The 15,496-nt window shown below is 62.6% G+C and carries 10 protein-coding genes (1 of these 10 only partly in view); 3 read left to right on the forward strand and 7 right to left on the reverse strand.

Annotation, left to right across the window (positions count from 1 at the left end; genetic code table 11):
• The 3 genes from AN401_RS19205 to katG form a co-directional block, all read left to right on the forward strand.
• Nucleotides 1-1,099, forward strand: partial view of a substrate-binding domain-containing protein gene (locus AN401_RS19205; protein ID WP_096780220.1) — the 3' portion only. 5 nt of this gene lie to the left of the window's left edge; 1,099 of the gene's 1,104 nt are visible here — the last part of the coding sequence; its start codon lies beyond the left edge, outside the window; its stop codon occupies nucleotides 1,097-1,099.
• A complete protein-coding gene (locus AN401_RS19210; RefSeq protein WP_096780221.1) occupies nucleotides 1,077-4,178 on the forward strand; it encodes an EAL domain-containing protein in 3,102 nt (1,033 codons plus the stop codon). The genes AN401_RS19205 and AN401_RS19210 overlap by 23 nt, the downstream gene beginning before the upstream one ends.
• A gap of 184 nt (nucleotides 4,179-4,362) precedes the next feature.
• A complete protein-coding gene (gene katG, locus AN401_RS19215) occupies nucleotides 4,363-6,552 on the forward strand; it encodes a catalase/peroxidase HPI (RefSeq protein ID WP_096780222.1) in 2,190 nt (729 codons plus the stop codon).
• A gap of 66 nt (nucleotides 6,553-6,618) precedes the next feature.
• On the opposite strand, the gene glmS is transcribed toward katG, so the two are convergent.
• From glmS to atpA, 7 genes are all read right to left on the reverse strand, one after another.
• The gene (glmS, locus tag AN401_RS19220) at nucleotides 6,619-8,451 is read right to left on the reverse strand and encodes a glutamine--fructose-6-phosphate transaminase (isomerizing) (RefSeq protein ID WP_096780223.1); all 1,833 of its coding nucleotides are present in this window, start codon (nucleotides 8,449-8,451) and stop codon (nucleotides 6,619-6,621) included.
• 10 nt (nucleotides 8,452-8,461) lie between these two features.
• Nucleotides 8,462-9,232 carry a DeoR/GlpR family DNA-binding transcription regulator gene (locus tag AN401_RS19225; protein ID WP_094038952.1) on the reverse strand — a complete coding sequence of 257 codons (771 nt, stop codon included), beginning with the start codon at nucleotides 9,230-9,232 and terminating at the stop codon, nucleotides 8,462-8,464.
• A gap of 299 nt (nucleotides 9,233-9,531) precedes the next feature.
• Nucleotides 9,532-10,896, reverse strand: a complete 1,365-nt coding sequence (gene glmU / locus AN401_RS19230) for a bifunctional UDP-N-acetylglucosamine diphosphorylase/glucosamine-1-phosphate N-acetyltransferase GlmU (RefSeq protein WP_096780224.1) — start codon at nucleotides 10,894-10,896, stop codon at nucleotides 9,532-9,534.
• Between the two features lie 276 nt (nucleotides 10,897-11,172).
• Complete coding sequence (locus AN401_RS19235) at nucleotides 11,173-11,598, reverse strand: F0F1 ATP synthase subunit epsilon (RefSeq protein WP_094038954.1); 426 nt, start codon at nucleotides 11,596-11,598, stop codon at nucleotides 11,173-11,175.
• Between the two features lie 18 nt (nucleotides 11,599-11,616).
• Nucleotides 11,617-13,005 (reverse strand): F0F1 ATP synthase subunit beta, encoded by a 1,389-nt coding sequence (gene atpD / locus AN401_RS19240; protein WP_096780225.1) that lies wholly within the window; start codon nucleotides 13,003-13,005, stop codon nucleotides 11,617-11,619.
• Nucleotides 13,006-13,038: 33 nt separating this feature from the next.
• Nucleotides 13,039-13,899 carry a F0F1 ATP synthase subunit gamma gene (atpG, locus tag AN401_RS19245; protein ID WP_094038956.1) on the reverse strand — a complete coding sequence of 287 codons (861 nt, stop codon included), beginning with the start codon at nucleotides 13,897-13,899 and terminating at the stop codon, nucleotides 13,039-13,041.
• 42 nt (nucleotides 13,900-13,941) lie between these two features.
• Nucleotides 13,942-15,483 (reverse strand): F0F1 ATP synthase subunit alpha, encoded by a 1,542-nt coding sequence (atpA, locus tag AN401_RS19250; RefSeq protein WP_096780226.1) that lies wholly within the window; start codon nucleotides 15,481-15,483, stop codon nucleotides 13,942-13,944.
• Nucleotides 15,484-15,496 lie beyond the last annotated feature (13 nt).

Consider the following 15,496-nt stretch of genomic DNA (forward strand, 5'->3'; position numbering starts at 1 on the left):
TATATCAATCAGGTTGGCCCGCAGGCTGACGCTCGCACTGCTGTTCTCCTGGCCGGCCCTTGCCGGAGAGGCGGAGCATTGGTCGCTGCAGGACTATCTGGCCCGTTTTCCGGAAAAACAAGCCAGAAGCGAGGCATTTTCCCAGCGGATACGAGCCCCCGCCGAGCCCTGGCAGGGCATCGACAACAGACCGGTACGCATCGCCATGCTCTCCCCCGGCGGCCAGCTCTCGGACTACTGGCGGCGCAACCACCGGAGCCTGGCGGCCCGCCTGGATGAAATTGCCATCCCCTATCGGCTGGACTCCCATTTTGTCGCCCAGCACAGTCCGATCCGGGAGCAGGAGCGCCTGCTGGCCGACATACTGGCCCAGGATCCCGACTACCTTGTTCTCACCCTGGACAGCCGGCGCCACCGGGTGTTGATCGAAAAACTGCTGGTCCGCGACCGGCCCAAGCTGATCCTGCAGAACATCACCACTCCCCTGAAAGCCTGGCAACAGCGCCAGCCGCTGCTCTATGTCGGCTTCGATCACGCCTTGGGAACCCGCCAACTGGCGGCCAGCCTGCCAGCTCTGGCCGGGGCGCCGGTGCACTACCTGATGTTGTACGGCACCCGGGGGCATGTCAGCCTGGCCCGGGGCGACGAGTTCATCCGGCTGATGTCGGGCAACCCCGACTTCCACCTGCGCCAGCAGGTCTATACCGACCTGGAGCCGGAAAAGACCCGGGCGGCAGTCCTGCAGGCCCTGTCCGACATACCCGAACTCAATCTCATCTACGCCAGTACCACCGATATCGCCCTGGCCAGCATCCAGGCCCTGGAGCTGGCGGGCAGGAAGGCCGACGTCATCGTCAACGGCTGGGGAGGCGGCCAGGACGAGCTGGACGCCCTGCGCCAGGGGCGGCTCGATCTGACCGTGATGCGCATGAACGATGACAGCGGCGTCGCCATCGCGGAAGCGATCCGCCTCGACCGGGAAGGCAAGACCGACGCCATTCCCGGCGTATACTCCGGCGATTTCGCGGTCGTGACCCAAGACACTCCCCTGGCCGAACTGGAGCGATTGAAAGCCTATGCATTCCGCTACTCCCGCTGATCCTCCGCCGGGGCGCCGCCTGCTGCGCCTGATCCTGATGGCACTGTTGCCCGCCTTCGCGCTGCTGGCCCTGGCGTTGCTGGCCCTCACTTATTACAGTTCATCCCGGATCATGGAGCAGAGTCTGCATGGCCAGTTTCGGCAGGCCGAGAGCCGGCTGCAAACCAACCTGGACGCCTACCTCAACAGGATCTACACCCTGCTGTCGGCCACCGCCGAACACGCCGGGCTGGCCGATATGCTGGAAGGGTCCGATCAGGCCGGCGCCGAGGCCGTGCTGCAGGCAGTGTTGGAAAAACCTGATGGTGAGCACCTGGATATCCTGATGCTGGTACATCAAGGGCAGCCCTGGCTCGACCTGAATTCCCCCTATTACGATCTGGCTCGCCACCGGCTCCAACTGCTGATGGCCGCCGGCCAGGATAGAGAGTGGAGCCTGCTTCAACTGGAACCCTCCCTCAGCCTGTTGCTGCACTCCTATCCCCTCATCGATGACGACACCGGCCGGGTCGAAGGCCACCTGCTGGGTGGTATGGTGCTGGACGACAACCTGAGCCTGCTCAACCAGCTCGGCCAGGGACTGGAACAGTTCAGTTTCCGGCTGCTCCACCAAGACCGTTTGCTCGGCCCCGCCCCTGCCGGCCCGTCACCGGCGCCGGAGGTGCTGGACAGCATGCTGTCCAGGCAGCGCCTCCCCGGCCAGTTGCAGGGCTACCACTTCGATACCCGGCCGCTGCGGCTGAACGAGCAGGCCGGCACCCTGCAGGCCCTGATGATGACCGACAACCAGGCCAACCGGCAACTGCGCCTTTCCTACTGGTACCACGGGCTGCTCGCCCTGATACTGGTCCTGGCCGCCGCCGTGCTGCTCGCCCTCTACACCCTGCGGCTGATCGCCACGCCCCTGGGCCGGCTGACCGATTTTGCCGAACGTGTCGGCCAGGGCCTGCCGGCCCGGTTCCGGACCGGACGCATCGAAGAATTCAACTTTCTTGGCCAGAGCCTGGAGAAAATGGTCGCGGCATTGCACCGCCGGGAGCGGGAGCTGGCCAACCTGTTCAACTCGGGCAATTCCCTTACCATCATGCTGGACAGCCACAACCGTATCCAGGCCATCAACCCGGCCGCCACCCGCCTGTTCAAGCAGCCGGCCGCCAACCTGGCAGGAACCCCGCTGGCGGAGCATTTCAGCCCCTGGCAACTGGCCCCCCTGGAGAACGCCATCAGCAGGGTCAGGCAGGGCCACAGCCTGGGCGGGGTGGAAGCCAGCCTGACCCAGGGCGGCAAGGAGCAACGCCATCAGATCTGGACCCTGGCCCCGGTTTACGAACAGGAAAGCCTGGTCGCGGTGCTGGCCCAGGGCCAGGACATCACCCCGCTGAAACAGGCCGAGGCCTCCCTGCAACTGAACGATCTGGTGCTGAAGAACATCATGGAGGCGGTGCTGATCTTCGACCACCGCCTGCGGCTGGTTTATGCCAACCATGCCTTTACCACCATCAGCGGTCACCAGATAGCCGAGATGCTCGGCAGCAAGCCCGCCGCCGCCCTCCAGCTGCAAGGCAGCAACCAGCAGCTGATGGCCATATGGCAAACCCTGAGATCGGTCGGCTACTGGCGCGGCGAGGCCTCGGGCCTGCGCAGGAACGGAGCTTCCTATCCGCTCTGGCTGTCGGTCACCAGGCTGAACACGGGGGCGGACAAACCGCACTATGTGGCGGTGTTCTCCGACATCTCCACGCTCAAGGAGACCCAGTATCAGTTGCAGAAGATGGCCCACTACGATCCCCTGACCGGGCTGGCCAACCGCAGCCTGTTCGCCGAGCTGTTCAGGCAGGCCCACTCCCGGGCCGAACGCCACGGCGCCAGCCTGGCCATGATGTTCATCGATCTGGATCGCTTCAAGCAAATCAACGACAGCCTGGGGCACCAGGTTGGTGACGAGTTCCTGCAAATGGCCGCCAGGCGGCTGCAGCGCCACAGCCGCAAGGAGGACATCCTGTGCCGGTTCGGCGGGGACGAGTTCATCCTGCTGATCACCAATACCCTGTCGCTGCAGCAGGCCAGGGCCACCGCCCAGCGCATCGTCGACGCCTTCGCCAAGCCGGTGCTGATCCGCGGGCAAAGCCTCTATATCAGCATCAGCATAGGAGTGGCCTTTTACCCTCAGCACGGTACCAGCATGGAAACCCTGATGCAGCACGCCGATACCGCCCTCTACCAGGCCAAGGAAAAGGGGCGCAACCAGGTTCAGCTGTTCGAAAGCGGCATGAATATCCGCGCCGTGAACCTGATGAAGATCAGCGGCGAGCTGCACCAGGCGCTGGAGAAAAACCAGATGGAGCTGCATTACCAGCCCCAGTTCCGCCTGAGCGACGGCAAGCTTATCGGGGTAGAGGCCCTGGTGCGCTGGAACAAGCCGGGCGCCGGCCTCATCTACCCCGGCGACTTCATCCCCCTGGCGGAGCAGACCGGCATGATACTGCCCCTGGGTCAGTGGATACTGACTACCGCCTGTCGCCAGCTGCAGCGCTGGCTTGCGGACGGCCTGGGCCCGCTGCGCATGGCCATCAACCTCTCGGCCCGCCAGTTCCGCCAGCCCGGGCTGGCACAGGACATCGCCCGGCTGCTCGGCGAGCTGAAACTGGATCCCCGGTCGATAGAACTGGAGATCACCGAAAGCATGCTGATGGAAGAGATGGAAATGGCGGTGGCCACCATGACCTCCCTGAACCGCCTGGGCGTCAAGCTGGCGATAGACGACTTTGGTACCGGCTATTCGTCCCTCGCCTACCTCAAGCGCTTTCCCATCCACCGCCTGAAGATAGACAAGTCCTTTATCAAGGATCTGGCCCGGCAGGCGGAAGACAGGGCCATCGTCGGCTCCATCATCACCCTGGCCCACAGCATGAAGATTGCCGTCATCGCCGAGGGCATAGAGGACGAATACCAGCTGCAGCAACTGAGCCGGCAGGCCTGCGACGAGGGCCAGGGCTATCTGCTGGCCAGGCCCATGCCTGTCGCGGAGATAGAACAGCTGTTGCGCCAGGACTTTCACCATCCCGCCTTAGGGAGCTGAAGTCCGTCACCCGAGGTCAAGCCCGGTGCAAAATCGGGGCTTTAAAAGCTGGCTAATTTAGCGAGTGATGAAGTTACCGGATGGTCTATTCTCTTATGAGCACGGCCGATTCACGGTGCTTCACCTCAGGCCACGGGAATGCCTTTGACAGTAAGCCAAGCACAACGCGAAAGGGAGATTGAACATGAGTCAGCACAGCAACAGTGCTTCCGGGAAGTGCCCCGTCATGCACGGTGCCCATACCGCAGCCGGGGCTTCCAATATGGATTGGTGGCCCAAGGCACTGAACCTGGACATTCTTCACCAGCATGACACCAAGACCAACCCGCTGGGAGAAGACTTCGATTATGCGGAAGAATTCAAGAAGCTGGATCTGGGCGCGGTCAAGCAGGACCTGCGCGCCCTGATGACCGACAGCCAGGACTGGTGGCCGGCCGACTGGGGCCACTATGGCGGCCTGATGATCCGCATGGCCTGGCACGCCGCCGGCTCATACCGTATTGCCGATGGCCGGGGTGGCGCCGGCACCGGCAACCAGCGCTTCGCCCCGCTGAACAGCTGGCCGGACAACGGCAACCTCGACAAGGCCCGCCGCCTGCTGTGGCCGATCAAAAAGAAATACGGCAACCGGCTCTCCTGGGCCGACCTGATCATCCTGGCCGGCAACATGGCCTATGAGTCCATGGGCCTGAAAACCTTCGGCTTCGGCGGCGGCCGTGCCGATATCTGGCACCCGGAAAAAGACATTTACTGGGGCTCCGAGAAGGAATGGCTTCAGCCCAGCGGCGGTCCCAACAGCCGCTACTCCGGTGAGCGCGACCTGGAAAACCCGCTGGCGGCGGTGATGATGGGGCTGATCTACGTCAACCCGCAAGGGGTTGACGGCAATCCGGATCCCTTGCGCACAGCAAAGGACGTACGCGAAACCTTCGCCCGCATGGCGATGAACGATGAAGAAACCGTGGCCCTGACCGCCGGCGGCCACACCGTGGGCAAGGCTCACGGCAACGGCGATGCCGCCAACCTGGGGCCCGAGCCCGAAGCGGCCGGCCTGGAAGAACAGGGCCTGGGCTGGATGAACCACCAGACCCGGGGCGTCGGCCGCGACGCCGTGACCAGCGGCCTGGAAGGCGCCTGGACCACCCACCCGACCCGGTGGGACAACGGTTACTTCAAGATGCTGCTCGAGCACGAGTGGGAGCTGAAGAAGAGCCCGGCCGGGGCCTGGCAATGGGAGCCGGTCGACATCAAGGAAGAGGACATGCCCGTGGACGTGGAGGATCCGTCCATCCGCCGCAAGCCCATCATGACCGACGCCGACATGGCGATGAAGATGGACCCGGAATACCGCAAGATTGCCGAGCGCTTCCATCAGGATCCCGCCTATTTGTCCGAGGTGTTCGCCCGCGCCTGGTTCAAGCTCACCCACCGGGACATGGGGCCCAAGAGCCGTTACCTGGGCCCGGATGTGCCGCAAGAGGACCTGATCTGGCAGGATCCCGTCCCCACCGTGGACTATACCCTGAGTGACGCCGACATCGCCGATCTCAAGGCGAAGATCCTGGCCAGCGGCCTCGGCATCTCAGAGCTGGTCGCCACCGCCTGGGACAGCGCCCGCACCTTCCGCGGCTCCGACTATCGGGGCGGCGCCAACGGTGCCCGCATCCGCCTGGCACCGCTGAAGGACTGGGAGGGCAACGAGCCGGCCAGGCTGCAAAAGGTGCTGGCCGCGCTGGAAAACATCCGGTCCGGGCTGAGCAAAAAGGTGAGCCTGGCCGACCTGATCGTGCTGGGCGGCTCTGCCGCGGTGGAAAAGGCGGCGCGGGACGCCGGCGTGGCCATTACCGTGCCCTTCGCCCCGGGACGTGGCGACGCCAGCGAGGAAATGACCGACCAGGAATCCTTCGCCGTGCTCGAGCCCCTGCATGACGGCTACCGCAACTGGCTGAAAAAGGACTATGTGGTCACCCCCGAAGAGCTGATGCTGGACCGCACCCAACTGATGGGGCTGACGGCGGCGGAAATGACGGTGCTGGTGGGCGGCATGCGGGTGCTGGGCACCAACCACGGCGGCGGCAAGGAGGGCGTCTTCACCGATCGCGTCGGCGTGCTGAGCAACGACTTCTTCGTCAACCTGACCGACATGGCCTACAGCTGGAAGCCGGCCGGCAACAACCTGTACGAAATCGTCGAACGCAAGTCCGGCAAGGTGAAATGGACCGCCACCCGGGTCGATCTGGTGTTCGGCTCCAACTCGGTGCTGCGTTCCTACGCCGAGGTCTATGCCCAGGACGATGCCAAGGAGAAATTCGTCAAGGACTTTGTCAGCGCCTGGACCAAGGTGATGAACGCGGATCGTTTCGATCTGAAGTAAGAGCCCCTGCCGACAGCAACATGCCGGGCTTGCCCCGGCATGTTTTTATCTACTCTACTGTCTTTCTTATTCAACCGTGACCGATTTTGCCAGGTTGCGCGGCTGGTCGACGTCGGTGCCCTTGATCAGGGCCACATGGTAGGACAGCAGCTGCAGCGGCACCGTGTAGACGATGGGCGCGATCAGCTCGTCCACGTGGTTGAGCGGCATCACCCTCATGGTGGCGTCGCCCTTGAAGCCCGCTTCCTTGTCGGCGAACACATAGAGGATGCCGCCCCGGGCGCGGACTTCTTCCACGTTGGACTTGAGCTTTTCCAGCAGATCGTTGTTGGGCGCCACCACGATGATCGGCATGTCGGCGTCGATCAGCGCCAGTGGGCCGTGCTTGAGCTCACCGGCGGCATAGGCTTCGGCATGGATATAGGAGATTTCCTTGAGCTTGAGCGCCCCTTCCATGGCGATGGGGTACTGATCGCCGCGGCCGAGGAACAGGCTGTGGTGCTTGTCGGCAAACTCTTCCGCCAGGGCTTCAATGTCCCTGGCCAGCGCCAGGGTCTCGCCGATGTGGGCCGGCAGGCTGCGCAGCGCCTGCACCAGCCGGGCTTCGGTGTCGGCATCCATGTTGCCGCGGCAGCGGCCGATGGCGGCCACCAGCATCAGCAGGCCGGCCAGCTGGGTGGTGAAGGCCTTGGTGGAGGCCACGCCGATTTCGGCGCCCGCCCGGGTCATGAACGCCAGATCAGACTCCCGCACCAGGGAAGAACCGGGCACGTTGCAGATGGCCAGGCTGCTCATGAAGCCGGACGCCTTGGCCAGGCGCAGCGCCGCCAGGGTATCGGCGGTTTCACCGCTCTGGGACAGGGTGATCAGCAGGCTGTTGGGCCGCACCACCGACTTGCGGTAGCGGAACTCGGAGGCGATCTCGATATCGCAGGACACCCCGGCCAGGGCCTCGAACCAGTATTTGGCGACCATGCCGGAGTGGTAGGAGGTGCCGCAGGCAATCAGCTGGATATGCTCCACCCGCTCAAAAATGGCGCGGGCACCGTTGCCGAAGGACTCCACCACCACATGGTTGTCGGCAATGCGCCCTTCCAGGGTGTCGGTGATGGCCTTGGGCTGCTCGAAGATTTCCTTCAGCATGTAGTGGCGATACTCGCCCTTGTCGCCCGCATCGTGGGACACGTCGGATTCCAGCTCGTCGCGCACCACCGGCGCGCCGTTCACATCGAAGATGCGGATATCGCGGCGGGTCACCTCGGCCACGTCCCCTTCCTCCAGGAACAGGAAGCGGCGGGTTACCGGCAGCAGCGCCAGCTGATCCGAGGCGATAAAGTTCTCGCCCAGCCCCAGGCCGAGCACCAGGGGCGAGCCGGAGCGGGCCACCACCAGCCGGGAGGGATCCTTGGTGTCCATCAATACGGTACCGTAGGCGCCGCGCAGTTGCCTGACCGCGGTCTGCAGGGCGGCCAGCAGGGAGTCGCAGTGCTGGCGGTGCCAGTGCACCAAGTGAGCAATCACTTCGGTGTCGGTGTCGGACACGAACTCGTAGCCCTTGGCCTGCAGCTCGACGCGCAGCTCCTCGTGGTTTTCGATGATGCCGTTGTGCACCACTGTGATGTCACCGGACACATGGGGATGGGCGTTGCGCTCCGAGGGCTCGCCGTGGGTGGCCCAGCGGGTATGGGCGATACCGGTGCCGCCGGCCAGCGGCTGCTGTTCCAGGGCCTCGGCCAGGGCCTGCACCTTGCCCAGCCGGCGCACCCGGCCGAGTTTGCCCTCGCCGTCGATCACCGCCACCCCGGCCGAGTCATACCCCCGGTATTCCAGGCGGCGCAGGCCCTCCACCAGTATTTCCGCCACGTCCCGCTGGGCAACTGCCCCTACAATTCCGCACATAGTCAAATCCTCAGTGTTCGGGGGCAATAACCAGGTTAATGCCCTTCTGTTCAAGTTGTTCTCGGGCGGCGGCCGACAGGCCGCCGTCGGTGATCAGGGTGTGAATGGCCGTCCAGGGCAGCTCCAGGTTGGGGATCTTGCGGCCTATCTTGTCCGACTCCACCATCACCACCACCTCCCGGGCCACTTCCGCCATCACCCGCGACAGGCCGGTCAGTTCGTTGAAGGTGGTGGTGCCGCGCTGGATGTCGATGCCGTCGGCGCCGATAAACAGCTGATCGAAGTCATAGGAGCGCAGTACCTGCTCCGCCACCTGGCCCTGGAACGACTCGGATGATGCATCCCAGGTGCCGCCGGTCATCAGCAGGGTCGGCTCCGGCTCCAGTTCGCGCAGGGCATTGGCGATATTGAGCGAATTGGTCATCACCACCAGGCCGTGCTTGCTGCCGAGTTCGCCGAGCAGCGCCGCCGTGGTGCTGCCGCTGTCGATGATGATGCGGTTGTGATCGCGGATGCGCGCCGCCGCCGCCCGGGCGATGGCCTGCTTTCGTTTCGAAACCGGCTCGCCGCCGTGCTCAGCCACCATTTCGCTGGGCACCGGCACGGCGCCGCCGTAGCGGCGCAGCAAGAGGCCGTTCTTCTCCAGGGCCGCCAGATCCTTGCGGATGGTCACTTCCGAGGTCTCGAAGCGGCGGGCCAGCTCGTCCACCGTCAGCTCGCCCCGCTCGTTGAGCAGGGAGACGATGATATGACGGCGCTGTTGGGTATTGCGTTTCGACATGGTCGCACTAAGTTTCGAATCGAAACCGAATGCTAGCAGATCAAAAGATAAACGATCAACTAAAAGAAAGCGGTCAGCCATAAGCTGGAAGCGATCAGCTGCCCGAGTGGTCTGAAAGGTTGCGGTGTTTAGCTGTAGGTGCCGCTTTAGCCGGCGCAAACCAACAGGCAAAAATCTATTCCAGGCCTGTTTCACAGGCCCAGCCAACTAAAGTGGCAGCTACAGGCAAATCTGAAAATAAAAAACGCGGCTGTGAAATCGCAGCCGCGCCGTCTTTCTTCCAGCTTCCAGCCTCAGGCTTATGGCTTCTTTTTAACCGGTCTGGGCCAGTTTTTGATATGGCGCTGGGGCACCCGCGTGATCACCAACTCGGCCTCGGCCACGTCCTTGGTGATAGTGGAGCCGGCGCCCAGGGTGGCGTTCTTGCCGATGCGCACCGGCGCCACCAGTTGGGTGTCGGAGCCGACGAAAACGCCGTCCTCGATCACGGTCTGGAACTTGTTCACCCCGTCGTAGTTGCAGGTGATGGTGCCGGCGCCGATGTTCACCTTGTCGCCTACCTCCGCATCGCCCAGGTAACTCAGGTGGCCGGCCTTGGAGCCCTTGCCCAGCCGGGCCTTCTTCATCTCCACGAAGTTGCCCACGTGGGCATCTTCCGCCAGCACGGCGCCGGGGCGTAGCCGGGCGAAGGGGCCGGCGCTGCTGGCCTGGCCCAGTTCGGCACCCTCGATAAGGGAGTAAGGCTTCACTTCGGCGTCGTCCCCGATCACGCAGTTTTTAAGAATGGCGCCGGCGCCGATGCGCACCCGGTTGCCCAGCCGTACCTCGCCTTCGATGATGACGTTGACGTCGATCACCACCTCTTCGCCCACGCTCAGTTCGCCGCGCAGATCGAAGCGGGCCGGATCCAGCAGGGTCACCCCTTCGCGCATCAGCCGCTCGGCCTGCACCCGCTGGTAGGCCCGCTCCAGGCCGGCCAGCTGCAGCCGATCGTTGGCACCTTCCACTTCAGCGGTGCTGGCCGGGTGCACGGTATTGATCTCGCAGCCCTCGGCATGGGCCATGGCGAAGATATCGGTCAGGTAGTACTCACCCTGGGCGTTGTCGTTGTCGAGCCGGCCCAGCCAGGCCTTGAGCTGTCCGGCCCTGGCCACCAGCACCCCGGTGTTGACCTCGTCGATGGCCAGCTGTGCGGGGCTGGCGTCCTTCTGCTCGACGATGCCGGTGACCTTGCCGTTTTCCCGCACGATGCGGCCATAGCCGGTAGGATCGGGCAGCCGGACTGTGAGCAGGGCGATACCGTTGTCGGGATGGGCGGCCAGCAGCCGGCGCAGGGTGTCGGCCTGCAACAGGGGGGTGTCGCCATAGAGCACCAGCACCCTGTCGTCGTCGTTGAGATCCGGCAGCGCCACCGCCACCGCATGGCCGGTGCCCAGTTGCTCCTCCTGGTGTACCCAGGTGATGCCGGGCGCTGCTATCCTGGCCTTGAGCTGGTCGGCGCCGTGGCCGTAGACCAGGTGGATGCCGTCCACGCCGCAGGCCCTGGCCGCCGCCAGCACATGGCCGACCATGGGTTGTCCCGCCACCGGGTGCAACACCTTGGGCAGGGAGGAACGCATGCGGGTGCCCTTGCCCGCCGCCAGAATAACCGCCTGAATGCTCATAAGCTTGATAATCCCGTAATAATGGAAAGTGAAAACGTCAATTTGAGCTGCGTCATGCTTTTTCCTGTAGCCGCCCCTTTAGGTGGCGAAAGCCTGCCAACGATGGGGAGCCTGAAGGCCAGGCACACTTGTCCGCCGGCTAAAGCGGCGGCTACACAGAGACGGCATTGGCACCATATCTTTGCTGTTGCTTGCTTGAGTCGCTCAACCGGCTGTTATTCTGATTTTTTTATAAAAAAAAAGCGACCCTGAGGTCGCTTTTCGAGGCGGTATGAATTACCGCACATTCTGTTTGAGCAACTGCAGCACGCGCAGTTTCGCCATAGCCCGGGCCAGTTCGGCGGCCGCTTCCGCATAGTCGGTGTCGTGAGACGAACCATGCAGCTTGGCTTCCGCCGCCCTCTTGGCTTCTTCGGCCTTGGCTTTATCCAGATCTTCGGCGCGAATCGCAGTGTCGGCCAGAACCATCACACTGCTGCCCAGTACTTCCAGCATGCCGCCGGAAACGTACAGGACTTCTTGTTTGCCGGCCTTGGTCAGGTACTGCACCAGGCCGGGACGAATGGACGTCAACAAGGGGGCATGTCCGTAACGGATCCCCAATTCACCCTCAGAGCCGGAGACAGTCACCGCGGTGACAGAGCCGGAGTACAGACGTTCCTCGGCACTGACAATGTCCAGGTGAAAGCTATAGTCAGCCATCAGGTCCTCCTTCGAGGCTTACAGTTTCTTGGCTTTTTCGACCACTTCGTCGATGGAGCCAACCATGTAGAACGCCTGCTCGGGCAGCGCATCGTAGTCGCCGTTCAGTATGCCTTTGAAGCCACTGATGGTGTCCTTCAGGGAGACGTACTTGCCGGGAGAACCGGTGAATACCTCGGCCACGAAGAAGGGCTGGGACAGGAAACGCTCGATCTTACGGGCACGGGCTACGGTCAGCTTGTCGTCTTCGGACAGTTCGTCCATCCCCAGGATGGCGATGATGTCCTTCAACTCCTTGTAGCGCTGCAGTACGGACTGCACGCCACGAGCCACCTCGTAGTGCTCCTGACCGATCACCAGCGGGTCCAGCTGACGGCTGGTGGAATCCAGCGGGTCAACGGCCGGGTAGATACCCAGGGCGGCGATCTGACGGCTCAGTACCACGGTCGCGTCCAGGTGGGCGAAGGTGGTGGCCGGAGAGGGGTCGGTCAGGTCGTCCGCGGGCACGTAAACGGCCTGTACGGAGGTGATGGAGCCGGTCTTGGTGGAGGTAATACGCTCCTGCAGCACGCCCATCTCTTCCGCCAGGGTCGGCTGGTAACCTACCGCCGAGGGCATACGGCCCAGCAGTGCGGATACTTCGGTACCGGCCAGGGTGTAACGGTAGATGTTGTCGACGAACAGCAGTACGTCACGACCTTCGTCACGGAACTTCTCGGCCATGGTCAGGCCGGTCAGCGCCACGCGCAGACGGTTGCCGGGCGGCTCGTTCATCTGGCCATATACCAGGGATACCTTGTCCAGTACGTTGGACTCGGTCATCTCGTGGTAGAAGTCGTTACCTTCACGGGTCCGCTCACCTACACCGGCGAACACGGAGTAACCGCTGTGCTCGATGGCGATGTTACGGATCAGCTCCATCATGTTAACGGTCTTGCCCACGCCGGCGCCGCCGAACAGGCCAACCTTACCACCCTTGGCGAAGGGACAAACCAGGTCGATTACCTTGATGCCGGTTTCCAGCAGTTCGGTAGAGCTGGACTGCTCTTCGTAGCTGGGGGCTTCGCGGTGGATGGACCAGCGCTCTTCTGATTCCACCGGACCTTTTTCGTCGATGGGGTTGCCCAGCACGTCCATGATCCGGCCCAGGGTTTTCACACCCACCGGCACCTGGATGGGTGCATTGGTGTTTTCGATTTCCAGACCACGGCGCAGGCCGTCGGAGGAACCCATGGCGATACAGCGTACTACGCCGCCGCCGATTTGCTGCTGAACTTCCAGAACCAGACCCTGGCCCTGGCCTTCAGTCGTGATCTTCAGCGCATCGTAAACGTGGGGAACCGCATCTTGCGGGAATTCCACGTCCACGACCGCGCCGATGATTTGGACTATGATACCCTTACTCATGTCAAATCCTCTAAACCTTTGAATACCTTCGCCTTATACGGCACCGGCCCCGGCCACGATCTCGCTCAGTTCCTGGGTAATGGCGGCCTGACGGGCCTTGTTGTACACCAGTTGCAGATCGTTTATCAGGTTGCCGGCGTTGTCGGTAGCGGCCTTCATCGCCACCATCCGGGCAGCCTGCTCACTGGCCAGGTTTTCCACCACACCCTGGTACACCTGTGATTCCACAAAGCGCACCAGCAGCTTGTCCAGCAGCGATTTGGGATCCGGCTCGTAGATGTAGTCCCAGCTGTGGCTGGCCACTTCTTCTTCCGATGCAGGCAAAGGCAACAGTTGATCGACCCGGGGTTTCTGCACCATGGTGTTTTCAAACTTGTTGTACACCAGATACAGGCGGTCTATCTCACCGTTATCGTACGCCTCCAGCATGACATTGACGGAGCCGATCAGCTCGCCGAGGGAGGGGTTGTCACCCAATCCCGTGGCCTGGGCGATCACCTTGCCGCCATAGCGGTTGAAAAAGCCCACCGCCTTGTTGCCGATAAGGCCCAGGTCGATACCCACGCCCTTGTCGGTCCATGCCTTCATTTCATTCATGGCGGCCTTGAACACGTTGATGTTCAAGCCACCACAGAGGCCCCGATCGGTAGAGACGATAATAAACCCAACGCGCTTGACCTCGCGGTCTTCCAGGTAGGGGTGCTTGTATTCCAAGTTCCCCTGCGCGATGTGGCCGATCACCTTGCGTATGGTTTCAGCGTATGGGCGGCTGTGGGCCATCCGATCCTGCGCCCTGCGCATTTTCGAGGCGGCCACCATTTCCATAGCGCTGGTGATCTTCTGAGTGTTTTTCACACTCCCGATCTTGCTACGTATTTCTTTTGCGCCGGCCATGTCGCTTCTCCAATTCAGGTGGCAGCGGCTGCTGCCACATGGTTACCAGGACTGGGTAGCCTTGAAGCTATCCAGCAACGCAGTCAGCTTGGCTACAACGTCTTTGTTGTAGTCGGCTTTCTCGTTGATCTCCGCCATCAGGGCGGCATGTTCCGAATTGGCGTAAGCGAGCAGGGCGGCTTCAAAGGTGGTGATAAGCTTGAGCTCAACATCGTCCAGGTAGCCGTTTTCGGCGGCGAACAGCACCAGGGCTTGCTCGGCCACGGACATGGGACGGTATTGCTGCTGCTTCATCAGCTCGGTCACTTTCTGGCCGTGGCTCAGCTGTTTACGGGTGGCTTCGTCCAGGTCGGAAGAGAACTGGGCAAAGGCCGCCAGTTCGCGGTACTGGGCCAGGGCGGTACGGATACCACCGGACAGTTTCTTCACGATCTTGGTCTGGGCCGCGCCACCTACCCGGGATACGGAGATACCCGGATCAACCGCCGGACGGATACCGGAGTTGAACAGTTCGGTGGTCAGGAAGATCTGACCGTCGGTGATGGAGATCACGTTGGTCGGAACGAAGGCGGACACGTCGCCGGCCTGGGTTTCGATGATCGGCAGCGCGGTCAGCGAGCCGGTCTGGCCTTTCACTTCACCCTTGGTGAAGCGCTCCACGTAGTCGGCGGACACGCGGGACGCGCGCTCCAGCAGACGGGAGTGCAGGTAGAAAACGTCACCCGGATAGGCTTCACGGCCCGGCGGACGGCGCAGCAGCAGGGAGATCTGACGGTAGGCCACGGCCTGCTTGGACAGGTCGTCGTACACGATCAGGGCATCTTCGCCGCGGTCACGGAAGAACTCACCCATGGCGCAACCGGCGTAAGGCGCCAGGTATTGCAGGGCAGCGGACTCGGACGCAGAAGCCACCACGACAATGGTGTTCTTCAGAGCGTCGTGCTCTTCCAGCTTGCGCACCACGTTGGCGATGGTGGACGCTTTCTGGCCGATGGCCACGTACACACACTTAATGCCGGAGTCTTTCTGGTTGATGATGGCGTCGACGGCCAGGGCGGTTTTACCCACCTGGCGGTCGCCGATGATCAACTCCCGCTGGCCACGGCCGATGGGGATCATGGCGTCAACGGCCTTGTAACCGGTCTGTACCGGCTGATCCACCGACTGACGGTCGATAACGCCCGGGGCGATCACTTCCACCGGAGAGAAGGTGTCGGTTTCGATGGCGCCCTTGCCGTCGATCGGCTCACCCAGGGTGTTGACCACGCGGCCCAGCAGGCTGCGGCCGACCGGTACTTCCAGGATACGACCGGTGGACTGGACCTTCATGCCTTCGGCCAGATCCGCATAGGGACCCATGACCACGGCACCCACGGAGTCGCGCTCCAGGTTCAGGGCCAGGGCGTAACGGTTGCCCGGCAGTTCGATCATTTCACCTTGCATGATGTCAGCAAGGCCGTGAATACGAATGATGCCATCGCTTACGGACACGATGGTACCTTCGTTTCGTGCTTCACTGACAACATTGAATTGCTCGATACGCTGTTTGATCAGCTCGGCAATTTCAGTTGAATTCAGTTGCATGCTCTATTCCCCA

It is taken from the genome of Zobellella denitrificans (assembly GCF_002407485.1).
GTDB classification, from domain to species: Bacteria; Pseudomonadota; Gammaproteobacteria; order Enterobacterales; family Aeromonadaceae; genus Oceanimonas; species Oceanimonas denitrificans.